At 73.5% G+C, this 21841-nt stretch carries 17 protein-coding genes; 11 read left to right on the top strand and 6 right to left on the bottom strand.

The annotated features are described in order from the left end of the window. Positions 1–24: 24 nt before the first annotated feature. Positions 25–3411, top strand: a complete 3387-nt coding sequence (locus tag AB0C66_RS22880) for a CHAT domain-containing protein (RefSeq protein ID WP_362441478.1) — start codon at positions 25–27, stop codon at positions 3409–3411. A gap of 184 nt (positions 3412–3595) precedes the next feature. Continuing rightward, positions 3596–6157 carry a SpoIIE family protein phosphatase gene (locus tag AB0C66_RS22875; protein WP_362441475.1) on the top strand — a complete coding sequence of 854 codons (2562 nt, stop codon included), beginning with the start codon at positions 3596–3598 and terminating at the stop codon, positions 6155–6157. Positions 6158–6181: 24 nt separating this feature from the next. Here the strand turns inward: AB0C66_RS22875 and AB0C66_RS22870 are convergent, their stop codons facing one another. Further along, on the bottom strand, positions 6182–6556 hold the full coding sequence (locus AB0C66_RS22870) for a helix-turn-helix domain-containing protein (RefSeq protein ID WP_362441473.1): 375 nt from the start codon (positions 6554–6556) through the stop codon (positions 6182–6184). A 177-nt stretch (positions 6557–6733) separates the two neighbouring features. Here AB0C66_RS22870 and AB0C66_RS22865 point away from each other — a divergent pair, with 177 nt between their 5' ends. Beyond that, on the top strand, positions 6734–7687 hold the full coding sequence (locus tag AB0C66_RS22865) for an NADP-dependent oxidoreductase (RefSeq protein WP_362441865.1): 954 nt from the start codon (positions 6734–6736) through the stop codon (positions 7685–7687). A 320-nt stretch (positions 7688–8007) separates the two neighbouring features. Then, positions 8008–8958 (top strand): AraC family transcriptional regulator, encoded by a 951-nt coding sequence (locus tag AB0C66_RS22860; RefSeq protein ID WP_362441470.1) that lies wholly within the window; start codon positions 8008–8010, stop codon positions 8956–8958. Here AB0C66_RS22860 and AB0C66_RS22855 read toward each other — a convergent pair. Beyond that, positions 8909–10108 carry a glycosyltransferase gene (locus tag AB0C66_RS22855; protein ID WP_362441467.1) on the bottom strand — a complete coding sequence of 400 codons (1200 nt, stop codon included), beginning with the start codon at positions 10106–10108 and terminating at the stop codon, positions 8909–8911. The genes AB0C66_RS22860 and AB0C66_RS22855 overlap by 50 nt on opposite strands. A gap of 277 nt (positions 10109–10385) precedes the next feature. Between AB0C66_RS22855 and AB0C66_RS22850 the strand changes: the two genes are divergently transcribed. After that, positions 10386–12335: a glycosyltransferase family 2 protein gene (locus AB0C66_RS22850; RefSeq protein WP_362441464.1), complete on the top strand. Its 1950-nt coding sequence runs from the start codon at positions 10386–10388 to the stop codon at positions 12333–12335. Between the two features lie 48 nt (positions 12336–12383). Here AB0C66_RS22850 and AB0C66_RS22845 read toward each other — a convergent pair whose 3' ends face one another. From AB0C66_RS22845 to AB0C66_RS22835, 3 genes are all read right to left on the bottom strand, one after another. Continuing rightward, positions 12384–13091: a cytochrome b/b6 domain-containing protein gene (locus AB0C66_RS22845; protein WP_362441461.1), complete on the bottom strand. Its 708-nt coding sequence runs from the start codon at positions 13089–13091 to the stop codon at positions 12384–12386. Continuing rightward, the gene (locus tag AB0C66_RS22840; protein ID WP_362441458.1) at positions 13075–13824 is read right to left on the bottom strand and encodes a molybdopterin-dependent oxidoreductase; all 750 of its coding nucleotides are present in this window, start codon (positions 13822–13824) and stop codon (positions 13075–13077) included. The genes AB0C66_RS22845 and AB0C66_RS22840 overlap by 17 nt, the downstream gene beginning before the upstream one ends. A 137-nt stretch (positions 13825–13961) precedes the next feature. Further along, positions 13962–15617, bottom strand: a complete 1656-nt coding sequence (locus AB0C66_RS22835) for an FAD-binding dehydrogenase (protein ID WP_362441455.1) — start codon at positions 15615–15617, stop codon at positions 13962–13964. A gap of 250 nt (positions 15618–15867) precedes the next feature. Between AB0C66_RS22835 and AB0C66_RS22830 the strand changes: the two genes are divergently transcribed. From AB0C66_RS22830 to AB0C66_RS22815, 4 genes are read left to right on the top strand one after another with little or no spacing between them, the layout of a single operon-like run. Continuing rightward, positions 15868–16530: a hypothetical protein gene (locus tag AB0C66_RS22830; RefSeq protein ID WP_362441452.1), complete on the top strand. Its 663-nt coding sequence runs from the start codon at positions 15868–15870 to the stop codon at positions 16528–16530. A gap of 27 nt (positions 16531–16557) precedes the next feature. After that, the gene (locus AB0C66_RS22825) at positions 16558–17112 is read left to right on the top strand and encodes an NUDIX domain-containing protein (protein ID WP_362441449.1); all 555 of its coding nucleotides are present in this window, start codon (positions 16558–16560) and stop codon (positions 17110–17112) included. Continuing rightward, positions 17109–17519 carry a DUF202 domain-containing protein gene (locus tag AB0C66_RS22820; RefSeq protein WP_362441446.1) on the top strand — a complete coding sequence of 137 codons (411 nt, stop codon included), beginning with the start codon at positions 17109–17111 and terminating at the stop codon, positions 17517–17519. Before AB0C66_RS22825 ends, AB0C66_RS22820 begins: the two co-directional genes overlap by 4 nt. A 4-nt stretch (positions 17520–17523) precedes the next feature. Continuing rightward, complete coding sequence (locus AB0C66_RS22815) at positions 17524–17856, top strand: DUF202 domain-containing protein (protein ID WP_362441443.1); 333 nt, start codon at positions 17524–17526, stop codon at positions 17854–17856. Between the two features lie 397 nt (positions 17857–18253). On the opposite strand, the gene AB0C66_RS22810 is transcribed toward AB0C66_RS22815, so the two are convergent. Next, complete coding sequence (locus tag AB0C66_RS22810) at positions 18254–19180, bottom strand: NADP-dependent oxidoreductase (protein ID WP_362441440.1); 927 nt, start codon at positions 19178–19180, stop codon at positions 18254–18256. A gap of 328 nt (positions 19181–19508) precedes the next feature. Between AB0C66_RS22810 and AB0C66_RS22805 the strand changes: the two genes are divergently transcribed. Beyond that, positions 19509–20531 carry a phosphotransferase family protein gene (locus AB0C66_RS22805; protein WP_362441438.1) on the top strand — a complete coding sequence of 341 codons (1023 nt, stop codon included), beginning with the start codon at positions 19509–19511 and terminating at the stop codon, positions 20529–20531. A gap of 6 nt (positions 20532–20537) precedes the next feature. Further along, positions 20538–21752, top strand: a complete 1215-nt coding sequence (locus tag AB0C66_RS22800) for an acyl-CoA dehydrogenase family protein (protein WP_362441435.1) — start codon at positions 20538–20540, stop codon at positions 21750–21752. The last annotated feature ends 89 nt before the right edge of the window (positions 21753–21841 follow it).

Below are 21841 nucleotides of genomic sequence, written 5' to 3'. Positions count from 1 at the left end.
ACTGGGCCATCAGGAGGGGGAACGATGCGTGACCGGCTGCTGGCGGCCGTGCAGTCCCGGCTGGACCTGGCGGTCCGTACCGGCGATCTCTCGGACGCGCATACGACGCGGGCGCGGGAGGAGGCCGACGAACTGCTCGGGTACCTGGCCACCTCGCGGGGCGTGGACGCCCAGGTGCTGTACACGGCGGGGCTGTTGTACTGGTTCCGCTCCGCCCTGCCCGGGGAGGAGGGCCAGGAGTCCTGGTCGCTGGCGGTGGTGCTGCTGATGCCGTTCTACCTGGGCCCGGCGGAGGCGCTGCCCGCTCCGGTGCGCGCCTCCTTCACCCGGGCGCTCTCCCCGTCGGTGCGGCCCGCCGGGGAGGAGCTGGTCCGCGCGCACGCGGAGGCCATGGGCAATCTGGCCATGCTGCTGGTGGTACGGCTGGTGCGGCAGCCCGCGGAGGGGACCACCGGGCGGGTCGCGCTGCGGCTGATGCGGGACGCGGAGCGGGCACTGCCGACGGGCCATCCGTCGCGTCCGCTGCTGTTGTGCAACCTCGGTTACGCCCTCCTGCTGAACGACCTGTTCGCGCACCGGGGCGAGGGTTCGCCGCCGATGCCGGACCTGGACGCGGCGGTCACGGTGCTGCGCGAGGCGTTCGGCACCACCCCGCGGGCCCATCTCAACCACGCGCGCTGCGCCAACGGGCTGGCGCTGGCGTTGCGTTGCAAGGCGACGCTGACCGGGGACCGGTCGCTGCTGGGCGAGTCGGTGGAGCTGCTGCGGACGGCCGTGGACACCGCCACCGAGGTGGACCTGAACCTTCCGCAGATGCGGGCCGACCTCGGGAGCGGGCTGCTGATGTGGGCGGAGTCGGGGGCGGACCGGCCCGGCGATGTGGACACGGCGGTGCTCGACGAGGCCCTCGCCTTCCTGGAGCAGGCGATCGCCGGAATGCCGGAGGACGGCGCGGGACTGGAGCATGCCCAGGAGATGTTCACCCGGGCGACCATGCTGCGCGCCCCGAGCCGGGTCCGGGAGAAGCGCGATCCCGAGACCCGGGAGCGGATGAAGGTGATGGACGGCCTCATGGCGTCCTTGGTCCCCGGCGAGGGCGCGGAGGGCGCCGTGGAGAGCGGCCATCCGCTGGCGTTCGTCGCCAAGCTGCTCAACCTCACGGGCGGCGGCGGTTCCAGCCGCCACGCACAGCTGATGGACTTCGGGGCGGCCCTGATGCGCTACCCCGACGAGGTGGGGATGGCGGAGCTGCACGCCAAGGCGCTGGAGACGCTGGAGGCGCAGTTCAGCCATCTGCCCCAGGAGGAGCGTGCGGAGGCGTTACGGGACTTCCTGGACCAGGCCGGGGAGAATCCGCCCCGGCAGCCGGTGGACACCGCCGAACTCGACGCGCTGCTGGAGATCCACGAGCGGGTGCTGCGGGAGCTTCCCGAGGACCACCGGGACCGGCTGCTGCTGACGTTCAACCGGCATGGACTGCTGCTGGCCCGGCATCAGCACGACCCCGAGAAGATGTCGCGGGAGAACTGGACGGAGGGCCTGGCCGAGCTGGTGCCGGTGGTGTGGGAGACGGAGAGCGGACTCCCGGCGATCCTGGACCGGCTGGGTCTGGCGCCCGACCATATGGAGTCGTTCGTGATGCTGGCCAACGCCCAGCAGTCGCCGTTCGAGACGCTGGCCCGCACCGCGGCCGCCATCCGGCGGGGACGGCGGCGGCTGGCCACGCTGCCACCGGCGGACCCCGCCCATGTCCAGGCGCAGAAGGCCCTGGCCCACGCGTTGTTCGACCACTACCAGCTGGACCGCGACGAGGCGGAATACCAGGAGGCGGCCGGGCTGGCCCGTCGGGTGCTGGACACCCTCCCCGTCGACGATCCCTATCTGCCGTACCTCCTGATGTCCTGGGCCTCGGCGGTGACCAGCCGACTTCAGCAGGGGGAACCGGGCGAGGCGGCGCGGACGGCCGAGCGGGATCTGCCGAGCGGCCCCGCCGCCCGGCTCGCCTCCAACGCCGCCGCCGAGGCACTGGGCTACCGGGACGCGCCCGGTGCGCTGGAGGCGCTGGAGGACGGCCGGGCGTATCTGCTGTCCACCGCGGTCAACGCCCGCCGGGAGCTGGACCAGTTGCGCCGGACCGACGCCGGGCTCGCCGCGCGTTTCGTGGAACTGCGCGAGCGGGTGCAGGCCCTCCAGGCCCGGGGTTCCTACGGACGGGTGCCGCGCCAGGAGGATCTGGCGGAGTACCGGGACCTGGCCGGGGAGTGGAAGGAGCTGATGGAGCGATTGCAGCGGCAGCCCGGTTTCGAGCGCTTCCTGCTGCCGCTGCCGCTCGGGCTGCCGGATCTGCTCCCGGCCGCCGCCGAGGGCCCGGTGGTCAGCGTGAACGTCAATCCGCGCCGCTGTGACGCCCTGGTGCTGCGCCCGGACGGGCTGGTGCCGGTCGCACTGCCCGGACTGCGCGCCGGGGAGCTGATCGAGCAGGCGGACGCGTTCCACGAGGCGATCGCGGTGCTGACCGGCGGCGGGGACGGGCTGCTGACGGGTCCGGCGCGGCAGGTGGTCACGGAGACGCTGGGCTGGCTGTGGGACGTACTGGCCGAACCGGTGCTCACCTCCCTGGGGCTGACCGGTCCCCCGCCGCCGGGCGGCCCCTGGCCCCGGCTGTGGTGGTCGCCGACCGGACCGCTCAACTCGCTGCCGCTGCACGCCGCGGGCCATCACACCCGGCCCGGGGACTCGGTGCTGGACCGCGCGGTCTCCTCGTACACCCCGACCCTGCGCAGTCTGCTGCACAGCCGGGCGCAGCCGGTGGCGGTCCGGCGGGCCGCGCTGGCGGTGGCGATGCCGCGGACGCCCGGTCACGCCCCGCTGCCGCGCACCGTGGACGAGGCGGGCGCGCTCGCCTCGCGGGCCGGGGGCGCGGCACCGCTGGTGGGGGCGGCGGCAACCCGGGAGGCGGTGCTCGCGGCGCTGCCCGGGGCGGCGGTGGCGCACTTCGCGTGTCACGCGGGCAGCGATCCGGCGGATCCGGCCGCCAGCCATCTGCTGCTGCACGACGGGCCGTTGAACCTGACCGCCATCAGCACCCTGCACCTGGACGGGGCGGAGCTGGCGTATCTGTCGGCGTGCGGGACGGCGCGCGGCGGTGCCCGGCTGGCGGACGAGGCGATCCATGTGGCCTCCGCCTTCCAGCTGGCCGGGTACGCGCAGGCGGTCGCGACCCTGTGGGAGATCGGTGACGAGGTGGCGGCCGAGGTGGCCGCCGGTTTCCACACCGCGCTGGGCGACGCGCTGGACGCACCGGAGCGGCTGCCGGGGGCGCTGGCCCTGCATACGGTGACCCGGCGGATGCGGCGGGCGCGGCCCGATGAGCCGTGGACCTGGGCGGCTCCGCTGCACGCCGGGGCATGACGGCCGACCCCCGTCGGCCGGGGCTCCGGGGCCCGCCGCGGTGCGTGAGGCCCGCTATCGATCCGACATCGATCCGAAGCGATATTTCGTCTTTCATCTACCCATAGACCGGGAAAGAGGGAGGAGAGAGGTACAACGCGGGTATGCGCCGGACGGCCCCGCGCACCCGCGCCGGAGGTGAAGTATGGCCGGGCAGATAACCGTGGACGAGGCCATTGCCGCCCGACTGCGTCTGATCATCAAGGCCGGTGACGAGCTGTACGGCCCCGACCTGCTGAGTTTTATGCTCGAGCAGGCGGTGACGGAGTCCGGCGGCCTCGGTGGCATGGTGCATCTGCGTACTGCCGACGGCCGGAAGCTGCTGCTCACGACGGCTCATGGACTGATGCGCACGATCGCGGGTGGCTGGGCGGAGCTCACGGTCGACGGCACCGCACCGGGCCGCGCGGTGGCCCGGGCTCTGCCGGCCTGGGTGCCCGCCCGTCCCGGTGAGGACGGCGCGGGCCCGGTGCTGCCCGCCGGGACGGGGCTGCTGGCCCTCCCGCTGGTCGCGGCCGACGGCGCGGTGGCCGGAGCCCTGTCGGTGCTGGCCACCGAGGAGCCCGGAGCGGGGCGCCGGGCGGCCCTCGAGGAGCTCACCGGCTGGACCGGGCCCCGGCTGCCGGATCCGCGGGAGAGCCCGCCCGAGCCCTGGCACCGCGAGGAGCGCCCCGAGCAGCGGATCGCCCGCGATGCGGTCAGCCGGGCGCTGTGGCATATGAGCGACGCGTTCTTCGCGGTCGACGCCCAGTGGCGGATCACCTTCGTCAATCCGGAGGCGGAGCGGCTGCTCGGCGCCTCGCACGCGCTGCTGGGCCGCACCCTGTGGGAGGCGTTCGCCCGGCTGGGGGTCGACATCGTCGATCCCGGTCTCCCGGCGCGCTACCGCCGGGCCGCCGAGAGCGGCGCCCCGTCCGGGTTCGAGGTGCGCTGGCCCACCAATCAGCGCTGGTACTACATGCGGCTGGTCCCCGTCCCCGACGGGCTCGCGGTCTACGCGGCGGATATCACCGAGAGCCGGGCGCGGGAGGAGGAGCGCGCCGTCGCCGAACGTGCCGCCGCCGAGCGCGGTGCCCGTATCAGCGAGCTGACCGGCGCGCTCGCCCAGGCGCTGACGATGCGCGAGGTGGTGTCCGTGATCGCCGACCGGGTGCTGCCGCCCTTCGGGGCCTCGGGGTTCGTCGTCCAGCTCGTCGAAGGGGGGCTGGTCCAGGTGGCGGGGGCGGTCGGCTATCCGCAGTCGTTCCTGGACGCGATCGACGGGTCCCCGGTCGGCGATCTCTCGGCGGTCTCGGAGGTCCACCAGAGTGGGGCGCCGGTCTTCATCGACTCGGTCGAGGAGTTCAGCCGGCGCTACCCGACCCAGGCCGACCGCCCGTTCTCGGCCCGCAAGGCCGCCTGGGCGTTTCTGCCGATGATCGTCTCCGGCCGGGAGATCGGCTGTTCGGTGATCTCCTTCGCCGAGCCGCGCCATCTCACCGGTGAGGAGCGGGCCCTGCTCAGCGCGCTCAGCGGGCTGATGGCGCAGGCCATCGAGCGGGCCCGGCTGTACGACACGGAGCACACCCGGGCCAAGGAGCTCCAGCGCGGGCTGCTGCCGCGCGCCCTGCCGTCGGTGCACGCGGTCACCACCGCCGCCCGGTATCTGCCCGCGAGCGAGGGCATCGAGGTCGGCGGCGACTGGTACGACGTGATCCCGCTGTCCGGGGCCCGGGTGGCGCTGGTGATCGGCGATGTGATGGGCCACGGCCTGTCCGAGGCGGCCACCATGGGGCGGCTGCGCACCGCCGTGCACACGCTGGCGGATCTGGAGTTCCCGCCCGCCGAGCTGCTCACCCGGCTCAACGACCTGGTGAGCGACCTCGGCGACAGTTTCTACGCCACCTGTCTGTACGCGGTGTACGACCCGGTCACCGCCACCTGCACCTATGCCCGGGCCGGGCATCCGCCACCGGCCGTGGTGCGCCCCGGGGAGCCGGTGCGGTTCCCCGGCCAGGCCCCGGACCCCCCGCTGGGCGCGGCCCGGCCGCCGTTCGAGAACACCGAGTTCGCCCTGCCCGAGGGCAGTCTGCTGGTGCTGTACACCGACGGGCTGGTGGAGTCCGCCGCCCGGGATATCGACCAGGGCATGGAGCATCTGGCGCGGACGCTGGCGGCCGCCGCGTCCGGCCCCGGCTCCGGCCCGGGGGCGCGGCACTTCTGGCAGCAGGAGCCGCGCGGGGAGAGCGCGTCGCTGGAGCGGCTGTGCGACGACGTACTGGCCGAGCTGGTGCCGGAGAAGCAGGGCACCGAGGACGACGCGGCGCTGCTGATCGCCCGCACCCACGCCATCGCCTCGGAGGACATCGCCGTCTGGCCGCTCACCCAGGGGCCGGTGGCGGCGAGCGAGGCGCGCGACCATGTCCGGAAGCAGCTGCGGCGCTGGCAGCTGGCGCCGTTGACCACCACCGCGGAGCTGCTGGTCAGCGAGTTGGTGGGGAACGCGATCCGGCATGGCAAGGGCCCGGTGGAGCTGCGGCTGCTGCGCGGTGAGGGGCTGATCTGCGAGGTGTCGGACGGCAGTCTGACCACGCCGCGGATGCGCCATGCCTCGGAGACCGACGAGGGCGGCCGCGGGCTCCAGCTGGTCTCGGCCCTCTCCCACCGCTGGGGCACCCGCTACACGGCGGCGGGCAAGTGCATCTGGACCGAGCAGCTGGTGCCCTGACGCCCCGCCCGGGTGCCGGACGACTCAGCTCGCGCGGCGGCCCGGGCCGATGTCGTCGAGGTGCTCCTCGACCCAGCCGCGCAGCTGTCCGAGCGGTCCGGAGACGCTGCGTCCGAGCGTCGTCAGCGCGTACTCGACATGCGGCGGGACGGCCGGATAGACGGTACGGTCCACGAAGCCGTGGTCCTCCAGCCGGCGCAGCGTCTGGGTGAGCACCTTGGGGCTCACCCCCTGCAACCGCCGCTGGAGCTCCCCGAACCGTCGCGGTCCGTCCTCCATCGCGCCGATCGCCAGCGCGGACCACTTGTTGGCGAGCAGGTCGAGCACCTCGCGGCAGGGGCACTGGGCGGCGTAGACATCGTGCGGATCATGACGGCCCGAGTCACAGTTGGTGGTCATGGGAATGCTCCTGGCGCGGCACTGACATGGAAACTTCCCAAAGGATAGCAGTGGCCCTTGCAGGTAACTACGGACCATTGGATAGCTTCGGGACTGTTCAGAAGCCGTGTCATGGCGTGCGTTCACGCCGTTCGAGATCGCGATGTCCGAGGAGGACCCGTGTCCGCGTCATCTTCCATGCGAGCCATCAGCCAGGACGAGTTCGGCGGCCCGGAGGTGCTGCGTCCGGTGGAGGTGCCCCGGCCCGTACCGCTGCCCACCGAGGTGCTGGTGCGCGTGGTGGCCGCCGGGGTGAACCCGGTGGACCACAAGACCCGCGCCGGTGCCGGTATGGCCGGGGTCCTGGGCGAGCCGCCGTTCATCCTCGGCTGGGACGTCTCCGGGGTGGTCGAGGAGGTCGGGTTCGGGGTGCACACCCTGGAGCCCGGCGACGAGGTGTACGGGATGCCGTGGTTCCCGCGCGCCGCGGGCGGCTACGCCGAGTACGTCACCGCCCCGTCCCGGCAGTTCGCCCGCAAGCCGAAGAGCCTCGGTCACGAAGAGGCCGCCGCAGTGCCGCTGGCCGCGCTCACCGCGTGGCAGGTCCTCACCGACAGCGCCGGGGTGCGGCCCGGTGAGCGTGTGCTGATCCACGCGGCGGCGGGCGGTGTCGGCCACTTCGCGGTCCAGTTCGCCAAGCACCTGGGCGCCCATGTGACCGGCACCGCGCGCGCCGCCAAGCACGACTGGCTGCGCGGGCTCGGCGCCGATGAGCTGGTCGACTACACCGCCGTCCGGTTCGAGGAGACGGTGCGCGATATCGACGTGGTCGTGGACCTGATCGGTGACGGGGTCGACAACACCAGCACCCGCTCGCTGGAGACGCTGCGCCCCGGCGGCCGTCTGGTGGCGGTGCCCTCGGGCGTCTCCCCCGAGCTGATCGAGCGCGCCGCGGCCCGGGGCTTTGTCGCCTCCCCCTACCTGGTGGAGCCGGACGGCCCCGCCCTCACCCGGATCGCCGAGCTGATCGACGCCGGTGCGGTGGCCGTCGAGGTCGAGGAGGTGCTGCCACTGGACCGGGCGGCCGAGGCGCACCGGCGGCTGGACGAGGGCCGCACCCGCGGCAAGCTGGTGCTGCGGGTGGCGGACTGACCCCACCGGCCCGGTGGGTGGCGGAGGCCCGGCACGGCTGGGGGAGAACGCCGGACCTCCGCCATCGGACGCTCCGTCAGGGGCAGGGAACGCCGCCGGAACCGCCGCCCGGGGATGACCGGGAAGCGGTTCCGGGATCTGTCTATCCGTACGCGGCGCGCCCCGGCAATGATCGTTTCAGGAAGCTGCCAGGCCGACTTCGGCCCGTGCCGCGCCGGGGCGGCCTCGTTGCTGTGTCATACGGACAGTCAACTGCCCTGATATGAGACGGATCATGGCGCAGCGACCCGGATCCATATGTGTGCGTCTACGCTGACGCGATGGACGCTCTGGCGAGTCTGCTCGACGGACCCCGGGCCCGGGGGGCCTTTCTGCTCCGGGTGGTGATGGAGCCGCCCTGGTCCCTGCGGATCGAGGACCGCGCCCCGCTGTGCGCGATGACCATGGCGCGCGGCGAGGCATGGGTGATACCGGACACCGGTGAGGCGCTGCGACTGCGCCCGGGGGACGTGGCCATCGCGCGCGGCCCGGATCCGTACACGGTCGCCGGCGACCCGGCCACCGCGCCGCGGGCGGTGATCCTGCCCGGTGAGGCGTGCCGGACGAACGAGGGCGAAGACCTCGCGGAGACGATGGCGCTCGGCGTCCGCACCTGGGGCACCGGCGCGGACGGGTCGGCCGTCATGCTCATCGGCACCTATCTGCTGGAGGGGGAGATCAGCGGACGGCTGCTGGACGCGCTGCCGCCGCTGCTGGTGGTGGACGCGGAGCAGGGGGACCATCCGCTGACACCCTGGCTGGCCGAGGAGATCGTCAAGGACGAGCCGGGGCAGGAGGCGGTGCTCGACCGGCTGCTCGACCTGTTGGTGATCGCGACGCTGCGGTCCTGGTTCTCCCGGCCGGAGGCCGACGCCCCGGCCTGGTACCGGGCGTTGGGCGATCCGGTGGTGGGTACCGCGCTGCGGCTGCTCCAGAGCCATCCGGCGCATCCGTGGACGGTGGCCGGGCTCGCCGCGAAGACGGGCGTCTCCCGCGCGGCGCTGGCCCGCCGCTTCACCGCGCTGGTGGGTGAACCCCCGATGGCGTACCTGACCGGCTGGCGGCTGTCGCTCGCCGCCGATCTGCTGCGGGAGCCGGACGCCACCCTGGGCTCCGTGGCCCGGCGGGTGGGCTACGGCAGCGCCTTCGCGCTCAGCGCCGCCTTCACACGCGAGAGGGGCGTCAGCCCGCGGGAGCACCGCGCTCGCCACGCTGCGGCATCCGCAGGCTGACCGGCGGCACCCGCAGACAGCCGTCCGGGCCGCAGCTGGTGGCGCGGTCGTAGAGGTCCATCAGCCGCCGGGCGCCCCGGGCCATGTCATAGCGGTCCACCACCTCCGGCACCGGGAACCGGCGCGGACCCGCCGCGACCCACTCCCGCAGGGCCTCGGTGAGATCGGCCGGGCCGGGGCCGATCCGGCGGGCGCCGGGGGCCGCGCCCGGCGGCAGTTCGTCCAGCGCCGGGCAGACACCGTGCAGCACCGGCAACCCGGCCGCCAGCGCCTCCAGGGCGGCGAGGCCGAACGCCTCCTCGGCGGACGGCGAGACCAGGACGTCCATGGCGGCCAGCAGCCCGGGCAGCCCCGCGGGCCGGTCGTCGGCCGGGGCCACCGCGCCGTCCCGCTCGCCCAGCAGCCTGACCCGCCCGGCCACCCCCAGCCGGACCGCGAGCTCCTCCAGCGCGGCCCGCTCGGGCCCCTCGCCGACCAGCAGCAGCCGGGCGCCGGGCAGTTCGGCGACGGCCCGCAGCGCGGTGGCGAACCGCTTGGCCGGGACCAGCCGCCCCACCCCGCCCACCACGAAGGCCCGTTCGGGGATGCCGAGCCGGGCGCGGGCCGCGGTGCGGGCGGCGGCGGAGAACCGGAAGTGGCGGGCGTCGATCCCGTTGGGCACCAGATGGATGCGCTGATTGGGCACGCCCCAGTCGCGCAGCCGGTCGGCGACGGCGGCCGAGACCGCGACGGTCGCCGAGCCCAGCCGTTCGGTGGCCAGATAGCGGGCGCGCACCGCGGCGGTCAGCGGACGGCCGTCGATCTGCCGCTCCCCCAGGGCGTGCTCGGTGGCGATCACCGCCCGGACCCCGGCCAGCCGTGCAGCGGTCCGGCCCAGCACACAGGCCCCGTACAGATGGGTGTGCACCACGTCGTAGTCGCCGGAGCGGATGGTGCGCACCAGCGAGGGCACGGCACGCCACCCCGGTTCACCCCCGTGGGAGGGCAGATGGGTGACGGGGGTGCCGTCCGCGCGGATGCCCTGGGCGGTGACGCCGGGTCCGGTGAGGGCGAGGACGTCACAGCGCACCGGCAAGTGGCGCAGCAGCAGCCTCAGTTGCTGCTCCGCGCCACCCGCGGCGAGGCGGGAGATGATGTGCAGAACTCTCATCGGGCGGCCGCGCCCCATCCTCCGTATTCCGCGGACTGGCATTCCCGGAAGACCCTGCCAGACGATGGAATGCAAATCACGTAAGACGCGCGCCGATAGGCCGTCCGAGTGTTTGTCTTTCGCACCGTCAACGGGGCGCGCCGAAAATACGATGTCCACAGTTCCGGTCCATGGGATTGTTACCTTCTCATCTCGCGCGATGACATGAAGAATGTGGTACGTCCGGGTCATCGCGGCGCGACATTCCCTTCCACACAGCCCCCGCGGGAGTGCCCAGATGCCTGCACAGATCCCCGTCAGACATAAGCGTCATCAGGCCGGTGCGCCCGCCGCGCATCGTGCGCACCCCGGGCCTCCCGCCGCGCGCACCGCCTCCGGCACCGCGCGCCGCCGCCCCACGGCGGCGTACGAGTACAAGCGCTACAGCGAGCTGGCGGGCCCGCTGACGGAGCCCTGTGCCGACCGTCCGTACCGGGTGCGCACCCGGAGTCTGCTGGCCCAGGAGCCGCACCGGTACCGGGCGGCACTGCTGCTGTGCGCGGCGCCGGTGTGTTCGGCGCTGCTGCTGCTGTGGCTGCTGCGCCCGGACCACTGGGTGCGGCGCGAGCATGTCGCCGGGTGGGAGACCGCGGCCGACCTGATCATGCTGATCTCGATCGCGCTGATCGAGAGCTTCCGGCTGTTCACGGTGGTCTCCAACGCCCATGCGACGCTGGTGGCCCGCGATCCGGTGCCGGTGGTGGCCGAGCCCGGCACCAAGGTGGCCTTCCTGACCAGCTTCGTACCCGGCAAGGAGCCGCTGGCGATGGTCCGGGCGACGCTCGAGGGCGCGGTGCGCATCCGGCACACCGGACCGCTGGACGTCTGGCTGCTCGACGAGGGGGACGACCCGGAGGCCAAGGAGCTGTGCGCGCGGCTGGGTGTGCACCACTTCTCGCGCAAGGGAATCGCGAAATGGAATCAGCCGAAGGGAAGTTTCCGGGCGAGGACCAAGCACGGGAATTACAACGCCTGGCTGGACGAGCACGGCGATGATTATGAATTCATGGCGTGTGTCGACACCGACCATGTTCCGCTGCCCAACTTCCTGGAGCGGATGCTCGGTTACTTCCGCGATGCCGATGTCGCGTTCGTCGTCGGTCCGCAGGTCTACGGAAACTACGACACGGCGGTCACCAAGGCGGCGGAGAGCCAGCAGTTCCTGTTCCACGCGCTGATCCAGCGCGCCGGGAACGCGTATGGCGGTCCGATGTTCGTGGGCACCAACAACGCCGTGCGGATCAGCGCGCTGCGCAGCATCGGCGGACTGTACGACTCGATCACCGAGGACATGGCCACCGGCTTCGAACTGCACCGCCGCCGCAACCCGGTGACGAGGAAGAAGTGGCGCTCGGTCTACACCCCGGACGTACTGGCGGTCGGTGAGGGGCCCAGCACCTGGACCGACTTCTTCACCCAGCAGATGCGGTGGAGCCGGGGCACCTACGAGACCGTGCTCAAGCAGTACTGGAAGGGCCCGTTCACCCTCTCCCCGGGCAAGCTGCTCAACTACACGCTGATGATCGCGTACTACCCGATGACCGCGCTCAACTGGGTGCTCTCCGCGGTGTCCTGCTCCCTGTTCCTGATGCTCGGCGCCTCCGGGCTGCACATCCCCGCCGAGATGTGGATGATGCTCTACGGCGACGCGGCGATGCTCCAGATCGGGCTGTACATCTGGAACCGCCGCCACAACGTCTCGCCGCATGAGCCGGAGGGCTCCGGCGGGCTGGCCGGGATGCTGCTCTCCGCGCTGTCCGCGCCCATCTACGCCAAGTCGCTGTGCGACGCGGCACTGCGCCGCACCAGCCGGTTCGTGGTCACGCCCAAGGGCGACTCCTCCAGCCCGGACCGGCTGTCCACGTTCCGGATCCATCTGCTGTGGGCGGGGGTGTTCGGCTCCTCGCTGGTCGCCTCGTTCTTCTTCGGCCATGAGCACGCGGCGATGCGGACCTGGGCCTCACTGGCACTGGCGCTGTGCCTGACGCCGGTGGCCATCTGGTACGGCGGGGTGCTGCGCCGCCGCCGCGGGCGGCCCGCGGCCCCGGCCGTTCCCACCGCGCGCTCGGACAGCCCGTGCGGACCGGCCAAGGTGAGCATCGTGAAGGGCGGGCCGCGGGGCACCGCACCGGACTCGGCGGCGACAAAGGACGCCGAGGGCAAGGAGGCGGCGGTCTGCGCGCTCTGACCGCACCGCCTGGCGCCCGGCTCCCCCCACACGGGAGCCGGGCGCTTCTCATGGGCGCGGCTCTCCGGCGGGCTTCGGGCGCTCGGGGTGCCGCTCAGCGGGCTCGGGTGGCTCGGGACGCCACAGGGGATGCTCCCGGGCCGCCCACTCCGGATCCACCCGCCCGGTGCGCATCCCGCGCCGGGCCTCGGGGTCGGCGAGCGCCTTCCCGATATGCCCGAGCAGGACGAGCCCGAGGAAGAGCGCCAGCCAGTCGTGGACGAAGGTGGCGCTGGTGCGCCAGACCAGCGGCGCCAGACCGGTGAACCACATCAGCACCCCGGTGCCCGTCATCACCAGTACCGCACCGGCCAGATAGGCCGCCCACAGCTTCTGCCCGGCGTTGAACTTGCCCGCCGGGCGCTCCTCCGGCCGGTGGTCGCGCCGCAGCGTGGCCCGCAGCCAGCGGCGGTCATGCGGCCCGAACCGGTTGAGCCGGCCCAGGTCGGCCCGGAAGGCCCGGGAGGCCAGACCGAGCAGCAGCGGGGCGGGGGTGAGGATGCCGGACCAGGTGTGCACGGTGACGACCAGGGCCCGGCGGCCCACCAGTTCGGCCAGTTCGGGGAGGTACAGACAGGCCGCGCTGACCACGCACAGACCCATCAGGACGGCGGTGGTGCGGTGGATCCAGCGCTCGGCCGGGGTGAAGCGGAGCAGCCGCGACGGGGCCGCGGGGCGGGCGGCGGTCTCCGCCGCGGTGTCAGGCGGTGGGGTCATCGTCGCGTCCGTTCGACCGGCCGACCCAGGCGTCGACGTCATAGCCCCGGTCCTCCCAGTACCCCGGCCGCACCTCGTCGGTGAGGGTGATTCCGGAGAGCCACTTCGCGGACTTGTAGAAGTACATGGGCGCCACATACAGCCGCACCGGGCCGCCGTGGGAGTGGCCCAGCGGCTTGTCCCGCATCCGCAGCGCCACCAGCACATCCGAGCGGCGCGCCTGGGCCAGCGTCAGGCTCTCGCTGTACGCGCCGTCGAAGCAGGTGAAGCGGACCGCGGTGGCCTTCCGCCGGACCCCGGCCGCGTCCAGCAGATCCGAGAGGCGCACCCCCTCGAACGGGGTCTGCCGTACCCGCCAGCCGGTGACGCACTGGACATCGCGGACCAGCCGGTGCTGGGGCAGTGCGCGCAGATCGTCCAGCCGGAGGCTGGTGGGCCGGTCCACCAGCCCGCCGATGGTGAGCCGGTAGTTCCCGGCGTCCTTGTGCGGTACGGAGGAGGTGACGGAGTAGTAGCGGAAGCCGCCGCCGTTGGGGAGGTATCCGGTGACACCCGTGGGGTCGTTCTCCGCCACCGTCGCGAGGCCGCTCTCCAGCCGTGCCTGGAGCCAGGGCGCGGCGGCCAGCGCTCCCGCGCCCAGCCCGACCATGCCGAGGACGAGGCGGCGGCCGACGGGGGCACCTGTGCGGTCGGCGTCGCCGGTGAGCTCGGCGTCGCCGGTATTGGGGTCCATGTCCTCGATAAGAGCACCCGGCCGGGCCCCGCGCCATCTCCTGCGCGGATTCGTCAGACTTCCGTCAGACTCCGGACGTCCACCGGATCCCGTGGCCGGGGCGTCCCCGGGCGGGCGTCATCCCACCGCCGCGGGTGTCATCCCACGGCCGCGGCCGCCGCCCGGCCCGCGGTGCGCCCGGAGAACAGACAGCCGCCGAGGAAGGTGCCCTCCAGCGCGCGGTAGCCGTGCACTCCCCCGCCGCCGAAGCCCGCCACCTCGCCCGCCGCGTAGACACCGGGCAGCGGATCGCCGCCCTCGGTCAGCACCCGCGAGGACAGATCGGTCTCCAGTCCGCCCAGCGTCTTACGGGTCAGGATGTTGAGCCGTACGGCGATCAGCGGACCCGCCTTGGGGTCGAGCAGCCGGTGCGGCGCGGCCGTGCGGATGACACGGTCGACGAGATAGCGCCGGGCCCCGCGGACCGCGGTGACCTGGAGGTCCTTGGTGTAGGGGTTGGCGATCTCCCGGTCGCGGGCGGTGATCTCCCGGCGCAGCTCGGCCTCGTCGATCAGCGGTTCCTTGGTCAGCTCGTTCATCCGGCGCACCAGCGCCGTCAGCGAGCGCTCGACCACGAAGTCGGCGCCGTGGTCCATGAACGCCTGGACCGGGCCCGGGGCCCCGCCCCCGGCGCGGCCGAACACCCCGCGGACGCTCTTGCCCGTCAGATCGGGGTTCTGCTCGGAGCCGGAGAGGGTGAACTCCTTCTCGATGATCTTCTGGGTGAGCACGAACCAGGTGTGGTCATGGCCGGTGCGCATGATGTGCTCGAGCGTGCCGAGGGTGTCGAAACCGGGGAAGAGCGGCACCGGGAGACGTTTGCCGCGGGCGTCCAGCCACAGCGGGGAGGGCCCGGAGAGGATCCTGATGCCGTGCCGGGGCCAGATCGGGTTCCAGTTCTCGATGCCCTCGGTGTAGTGCCACATCCGGTCGCGGTTGATGATCCGGCCACCGGCCGACTCGGTGATGCCGAGCATCTTGCCGTCCACATGCGCCGGGACGCCGGAGATCATCCGCTCGGGCGGACTGCCCAGCCGCTCGGGCCAGTTCTCGCGCACCAGGTCGTGGTTGCCGCCGATGCCGCCGGAGGTGACGATCACGGCTTGGGCGCGCAGTTCGAAGGCGCCGACGACCTCACGGCTGCTGGCGGTGCCGCGCTCGGTGCGGCTGGGCTCCAGGATGTCGCCGGTGACGGTGTCGACAGCGCCCGCGCTGCGCGCCAGTCCGGTGACCCGGTGCCGGAAGCGCAGCTCGACCAGGCCGCGGGCGGCGGCGGCCCGCACCCGCCGCTCGAAGGGGGCGACCACGCCGGGTCCGGTGCCCCAGGTGATGTGGAAGCGGGGGACGGAGTTGCCGTGGCCCGTGGCGTCGTAGCCGCCGCGCTCGGCCCAGCCGACCAGCGGGAACAGCCGCAGCCCCTGGGCGTGCAGCCAGGACCGCTTCTCCCCGGCCGCGAAGTCCACGTACGCCTCGGCCCAGCGGCGCGGCCAGTGGTCCTCCTCGCGGTCGAACCCGGCCGTGCCCAGCCAGTCCTGCCAGGCCAGCTCCCGGCTGTCGCGGATGCGCAGCCGCCGCTGCTCGGGCGAGTCGACGAGGAAGAGGCCGCCGAAGGACCAGTGGGCCTGACCGCCGAAGGACTGTTCGGGCTCCTGGTCGAGCAGGATCACCTTGCGGCCCGCATCGGCCAGTTCGGCGGTGGCCGCGAGACCCGCGAGCCCCGCACCGACCACGATCACATCCGCGTCGTACGCCATGGTGGTGTTCCGTTCTGGTCGGCCCGCCGACGGTGTCGTCGCTGCGATCCTCCCTACCGGCCGGTATGGCGTCAACCCGACGTGGGAGCGGTTTCCGGCCCGCCAACTCCCGGAGGACACCGCCTTGTACAACAAAAGGTGACAATCGTTCACCGAGATTGGACAGCATTCGGCCAACGGGGCATCATCAACGCCCATGGCTGACCGCTCCCTTGAGCATTCCGGGCCGCCGCCCCAGGCGGAACGTCGCGTGGTGAATCCGACGCTGGTCACCCCTGGCCCGCAGCCCGTCGAAGCCTCCGGTTCCGGCGCCGGCGCGGGGCCGCAGGTGGTCCGGGGTGAGGTGGTCGGCCCCCGGCACGCCCGCCGCCGCCCGGTGGACAACCGGCGCAAGGCCGCGGCCGGGGCGCTCCTGCTCTCCGCGACCGGTGCCGCCACGACCCTCTTTCTGCTCATGGGCAAGGACGCGCGGCAGCCCACCGCCGCGCCCGACACCTCCTCGTCCGCGCCCGACCGGCCCGACGCGCACACCGCCTCGCTCGGCGAGTCGGCGGTCGGCGACACCCCGCTGCGCGGTACCCGCGCGGAGCCGTCCGCACCGGCCGCCGCGGACCGGGTCGCCGCACCGCCGTCCGCCGCGTCCGGGCCGAGCGGCGGCCCCTCGTCCACCGGGCAGGGGCGCTCCGCCGCGGCCCGGCAGGACCGGCCGCACCAGGGGCCCGGCGCCTCCGGCGACTGGCAGGAGGAGGCCGAACGGCTGCGCCGACTGGCCCGCGCCTACGCCGAGCAGCACGGGCAGGGCCATGGCAACCCCCGCTACGGGGACGCGCCAGGCGGCGGAAGCGGCCACGGCAAGGGCAACGGGAACGGCCAGGGCGGACCGGGCCGCTGGGGCGGCGGCCACCGGCGCTGACCGCCCGCGATCTGCTTGTATGGCGGCATGTCTGATCAGGAGCCGCTGTCCGCCGACCAGCCGCTGTCCGCGGATGAGCTGCTGGACATCGTGGACGAGCACGACCGCGTGGTGGGCCGGGCCCGGCGCGCCGACGCCATGGCCAACCGGCTGCGCCACCGCTGCGTCTTCGTCCTGGCCCGGGACGCCCGCGGCCGGATCTTCGTCCACCGCCGCACTCCACAGAAGATCGTTTTCCCGTCGCACTACGACATGTTCGTCGGCGGGGTGGTCGGCGCGGGCGAGAGCTACGACGACGCGGCGCTGCGCGAGGCGCGGGAGGAACTGGGCGTCACCGAGCTGCCGGTGCCCGAACCGCTCTTCTCCTTCCTCTACGAGACGCCCGAGCACACCTGGTGGAGCCGGGTCTATCAGGTGCGCTGCGACGGGCCGGTGGCCCCGCAGGCCGAGGAGATCGCCTGGCACGCCTTCCTCTCCGAGGAGGAGCTGACCCGTCGGCTGCCGGAGTGGGAGTGGGTGCCGGACGGGGTGGAGGCGTACCGGCGGCTGCTGGAGCGGCGCCGGGAGGGGCTCGCCCGGTGACCGGCCCCCACCCACCGCGCGGCGCACTGTCGCAGGTCCGGCTCTGGTTCGCGCCCGACCGCCTCCGTGAGGAGGGCCGGACCCCCGACTACCGCTTCTCGCTCGCCAACGAGCGCACCTTCCTGGCCTGGCTGCGGACGGCGATGGCGCTGGTCGGCGGTGGTTTCGCGGTCGACCAGTTCCTGACCGACACCACCCGCCCACTGCGGCTCGCGCTCGCCCTGGCCCTGCTCGCGGGCGGCGCGGTGTGCGCCCTGCGGGCGATCAACCACTGGATCCGCTGTGAACGCGCCATGCGCCGCGGCGAGGATCTGCCCAGCTCACGCTTTCCGGTGGCGCTGGGTCTCGCCGTGGGCGTGGTCGCGCTGGGCATGGTGCTGGTGGTCGCCTTCGGCTGGGGTGTGTGAGCCGGTGCCCGAGGGAAACGGCCCACGCGGCAGCGGCCCGCGCGACCCGGGGCTCCAGCCGGAGCGCACCCGGCTCGCCTGGCGCCGTACGACGCTCGCATGCGCCGTGGCCGCCTCGCTCGGCGGGCGCCAGACCCTGTCCGCGGGCCCCGGCCCGCTCCCGCTGCTCGGCCTGGCCCTGACCGTCCTGGCCTGGCTGACCTTCCTGGGCGTGGCGCACCGCCGCATCCGGACCATGGACGCACCACGGCCGCCCGCACTGTCCCCGCGGGCGGCCGTGGTCGCGGTCGCCTGCGTCATGGCGATGGCGCTCTTCGGCGCGGCCACCCTCCACTGACCACCCGGCCGCGCCCGGCGCCCCCGTGACGGCCCCGGCCCGCCGCCGGAGCCCCGCGGTACGGCAATCCCCGCGCAGCGCACCGCGCCCGCCAGGCGCCCCGGCCCGGCCACCGGGGCCCGAGGCCCGGGGCCAGCGGGGCGGCACCAGCGGCGCGGCAGCCGGAATGGCACAGCGCGGGCGCCACGGGCAGGCTGTGCGGCGAGCAGGGCCGGGCGCCAGCGCGGCGTAGGGGCCGGGCCCGCTCCCCCACCGGAGCGGAGATCGAGCACGGGCCCCGCAGGGGCCGGGCCAGCACACCGGCGCGAGGCGGCGCGACAGCCGGTACGGCACAGCGGGCGCGGGCGCGCGGCGGGTTCGGGCTGAACGGCGGGGGCGCCCGGCCCGTGGAACGGGGTCAGTCGACCGTGACGGCGATCTTGCCTCGGGTGTGGCCCTCGGCGCTGAGGCGCTGGGCCTCTGCCGTTCGCGGGAGGGGGAGGACGGCGGCCAGTTCCACGCCGAGGGCGCCGCGCTCGGCCAGGTCGGTGAGGTCCTGGAGGTCGTTGGGATCCGGGCGGACGAAGATGTAGCGGCCGCCGAGGCCCAGCACCTCCGGGTCGGCGATGGAGGCGAGCCGTCCACCGCGGGTGAGGAGCTCCGCGGAGGCGGTCAGCGCCGCGCCGCCGACCAGGTCCAGCGCCGCGTCCACCCCGCGGGGCGCCAGCTCGCGCAGCCGGTCGGCGAGCCCGTCCCCGTAGGCCACGGGCTCCGCCCCCAGCGTGCGCACATAGTCGTGGTTGCGTTCGCTCGCCGTGCCGATGACCCGCGCGCCCATGTGCCGCGCGAGCTGGACCGCCATCGAGCCGACCCCGCCCGCGGCCGCGTGCACCAGGACGGTGTCCCCCTCGGTGACCCGCAGCGCACCGGTCAGCGCCTGGTACGCGGTCAGCCCGGCCAGCGGGATGCCCGCGGCCTGGGCGAAGGACAGGTTGCGGGGTTTGCGGGCGATCGTGCGCAGCGGGGCGGCCACGTACTCGGCGAAGGTGCCCCGGGACAGGAAGTCCTCCCGGACGTAGCCGATCACCTCGTCACCGGGCCGGAACCCGGTCACCGCGGGGCCCGGCCGCTCCACCACCCCGGCGACGTCCCAGCCGGGGATGACGGGGAAGACGGCCTCCAGGACCGGGTCCAGATACCCGGCCTGCGCCTTCCAGTCGACGGGGTTCACGGCGGCGGCCCGGACCCGGATCAGCACGGAGTCGGGGCCGACCTTGGGGTCGGGGACCTCGCCGTAGTCGAGGACCTCGGGGCCGCCGTAGCGGCGGTAGCTGATGGCCTTCATGGTGGCGCTCCTCGCGGTTCCCTCGGGTGGCCTCCGTCCGGCGTCCGGCGCCGGTGGCCGCGGGCCGGTACGCGGCGCCGTCCGGTGTCCGGCGCCGGGCCGGAGCCGGACGGCCGGTACACGGTGCCGTACGGCGCGGCCCGGGTGAGGGCGCCGGTCGCGACGGCCTCCCTTCCGACGCTCCTTCGCCCGCCGCCTCCGCGCAAACCGGCGCCGGAGCGCCGCACCGCATGGGCTCCGTCACGCCCCCCGCACTGGACTACATACCGACTGGTCGGCATCATGAGTCGGAACCGTTCGCCCGTTCTCCCCCGGAGGAAGAGATTCGATGAACGCAGGCAACCCCCCAGGGCTCGACCTCGAGCGGCTCCGGGCCCATCTCGACCGTGAGCGGGCGGGGCTGGTGCGCGGGCCGCTCAGCGCCGAGCTGATCGAAGGAGGCCGGTCGAATCTCACCTACACCGTCACCGACGGCGTCTCCCGCTGGGTGGTCCGCCGCCCGCCGCTGGGCCATGTGCTGGCCACCGCGCACGACATGGGGCGGGAGCACCGGGTGATCAGCGCGCTGCATCCGACCAGTGTGCCGGTTCCGGAGCCGGTGCTGCTGTGCGAGGACGACTCGGTGATCGGGTCGCCGTTCTACGTCATGGAGTTCGTCGAGGGCACCCCGTACCGCACCGCGGAGCAGCTCGCCGCGATCGGCCCGGAGCGCACCCGGGGCGTGGTGCTGTCGCTGGTGGACACGCTGGTGACGCTGCATTCGGTGGACCCGGCCGAGGTGGGACTCGAGGACTTCGGACGGCCGGAGGGCTTCCTGGAGCGGCAGTTGCGCCGCTGGGGCAAGCAGCTGACCGCCTCGCGCAGCCGTGAGCTGCCCGGGATCGACGAGCTGCACACCCGGCTCGGCGACGCGCTGCCCGTCTCCCCCGCGCCCACCGTGGTGCACGGCGACTACCGGCTGGACAACGTCCTGGTGGGCGCCGACGACCGGATCAAGGCGATCCTCGACTGGGAGATGTCCACGCTCGGCGATCCGCTGACCGACCTCGGACTGATCGTCATGTACAGCAACCATCCGGCCCTCCCCGGCTCCCCGATCTCCAGCACCTCGGGCGCCCCCGGCCACCCCGGCACCGACGAACTGGTCCAGCGGTACGCCGAGGGCTCCGGGCGGGACGTCGGCGGCGTGGCCTGGTACACCGCCTTCGCCTACTTCAAGCTGGCGGTGATCCTCGAGGGCATCCACTACCGCTTCACCCTCGGACAGACCGTCGGGGCGGGCTTCGACCGCATCGGCGACATCGTCCCCGCCTTCATCGACCACGGACTGAACACCCTCCAGGAGAGCTGAGACCTCATGGACTTCGCATTCGACGCCCGTACCGAAGAGCTGCGGGCCAAGCTGCTGGCCTTCATGGACGAGCATGTCCACCCGGCCGAAGCGGTCGCCGAGGAGCAGCGCGCCGCGCTCGCGTCCCCGTGGGACACCCCGGCCGTCGTCGAGGAGCTGAAGGCCGAGGCCCGCAAGCAGGGGCTGTGGAATCTCTTCCTGCCCGACGAGGAGTACGGCGCGGGGCTGACCAACCTCCAGTACGCACCGCTCGCCGAGATCACCGGCCATAGTCCCCAACTGGCGCCCACCGCCCTGAACTGCGCCGCCCCGGACACCGGAAACATGGAGGTGCTGGCGCAGTTCGGCACTGCGCGCCAGCGTGAGCGGTGGCTCGAGCCGTTGCTCGCGGGCGAGATCCGGTCGGCGTTCGCGATGACCGAGCCGGAGGTCGCCTCGTCCGACGCGACCAACATCGAGACCCGGATCGAGCGCGACGGCGACGACTACGTCATCAGCGGCCGCAAGTGGTACATCTCCGGGGCGATGAACCCCGACTGCAAGATCTTCATCGTGATGGGCAAGACCGACCCGGAGGGCGCCGATGTGCGCCGCCAGCAGTCGATGGTGCTGGTGCCCAGGGACACCCCGGGGGTCGAGGTCCGCCGTGCGATGCGGGTCTACGGCTACGAGGACCACTACCACGGCGGCCACGCCGAGGTGGTCTTCGACCGCGTCCGGGTCCCGGCGGAGAATCTCATCGGCGAGGAGGGCGGTGGTTTCGCCATCGCCCAGGCCCGGCTCGGCCCCGGCCGTATCCATCACTGCATGCGGCTGATCGGGATGGCCGAGCGCGGGATCGAGCTGATGTGCCGCCGGGCGCTGGCCCGTACCGCCTTCGGTACGGCGCTGGCCCGGCAGGGCCAGGTCCATGAGTGGATCGCGGACGCGCGGGTGGCCGTGGAGCAGCTGCGGCTGCTGGTGCTGAAGACGGCCTGGCTGATGGACACCGTCGGCAACCGCGAGGCCCATACCGAGATCCAGGCCATCAAGATCGCCACCCCGCGCACGGTGGTGGACATCCTGGACCGGGCGGTGCAGCTGCACGGCGCGGGCGGCGTCAGCCAGGACTTCCCGCTGGCCGAGCTGTGGGCGGCGGCGCGCACCCTGCGGCTCGCGGACGGCCCGGACGAGGTGCACCAGCGCTCGCTGGCCCAGCGTGAGCTGAAGAAGTACCGCTAGCGCAGAGGTACCGCCGGCGCGGAGGAGCGCCGGCGCGTACGCGCAAAGAGGGGCGCCCGCTTATCGAGCGGGCGCCCCCATCACTGTGC

Source organism: Streptomyces sp. NPDC048636 (genome assembly GCF_040650655.1).
Taxonomy (GTDB): Bacteria; Actinomycetota; Actinomycetes; order Streptomycetales; family Streptomycetaceae; genus Streptomyces.
This window is presented reverse-complemented; position numbering and strand designations above follow the sequence as displayed.

Excerpts from the sequence above, each read along its gene's own strand:
- AB0C66_RS22810 (WP_362441440.1), bottom strand. The coding sequence starts at position 19,180 with ATGAAGGCCATCAGCTACCGCCGCTACGGCGGCCCCGAGGTCCTCGAC.
- AB0C66_RS22855 (WP_362441467.1), bottom strand. The coding sequence starts at position 10,108 with ATGAGAGTTCTGCACATCATCTCCCGCCTCGCCGCGGGTGGCGCGGAG.
- AB0C66_RS22875 (WP_362441475.1), top strand. The coding sequence starts at position 3,596 with ATGGCCGGGCAGATAACCGTGGACGAGGCCATTGCCGCCCGACTGCGT.
- AB0C66_RS22845 (WP_362441461.1), bottom strand. The coding sequence starts at position 13,091 with ATGACCCCACCGCCTGACACCGCGGCGGAGACCGCCGCCCGCCCCGCG.
- AB0C66_RS22800 (WP_362441435.1), top strand. The coding sequence starts at position 20,538 with ATGGACTTCGCATTCGACGCCCGTACCGAAGAGCTGCGGGCCAAGCTG.
- AB0C66_RS22840 (WP_362441458.1), bottom strand. The coding sequence starts at position 13,824 with ATGGACCCCAATACCGGCGACGCCGAGCTCACCGGCGACGCCGACCGC.
- AB0C66_RS22865 (WP_362441865.1), top strand. The coding sequence starts at position 6,734 with ATGCGAGCCATCAGCCAGGACGAGTTCGGCGGCCCGGAGGTGCTGCGT.
- AB0C66_RS22825 (WP_362441449.1), top strand. The coding sequence starts at position 16,558 with ATGTCTGATCAGGAGCCGCTGTCCGCCGACCAGCCGCTGTCCGCGGAT.
- AB0C66_RS22860 (WP_362441470.1), top strand. The coding sequence starts at position 8,008 with ATGGACGCTCTGGCGAGTCTGCTCGACGGACCCCGGGCCCGGGGGGCC.
- AB0C66_RS22835 (WP_362441455.1), bottom strand. The coding sequence starts at position 15,617 with ATGGCGTACGACGCGGATGTGATCGTGGTCGGTGCGGGGCTCGCGGGT.
- AB0C66_RS22870 (WP_362441473.1), bottom strand. The coding sequence starts at position 6,556 with ATGACCACCAACTGTGACTCGGGCCGTCATGATCCGCACGATGTCTAC.
- AB0C66_RS22850 (WP_362441464.1), top strand. The coding sequence starts at position 10,386 with ATGCCTGCACAGATCCCCGTCAGACATAAGCGTCATCAGGCCGGTGCG.
- AB0C66_RS22880 (WP_362441478.1), top strand. The coding sequence starts at position 25 with ATGCGTGACCGGCTGCTGGCGGCCGTGCAGTCCCGGCTGGACCTGGCG.
- AB0C66_RS22805 (WP_362441438.1), top strand. The coding sequence starts at position 19,509 with ATGAACGCAGGCAACCCCCCAGGGCTCGACCTCGAGCGGCTCCGGGCC.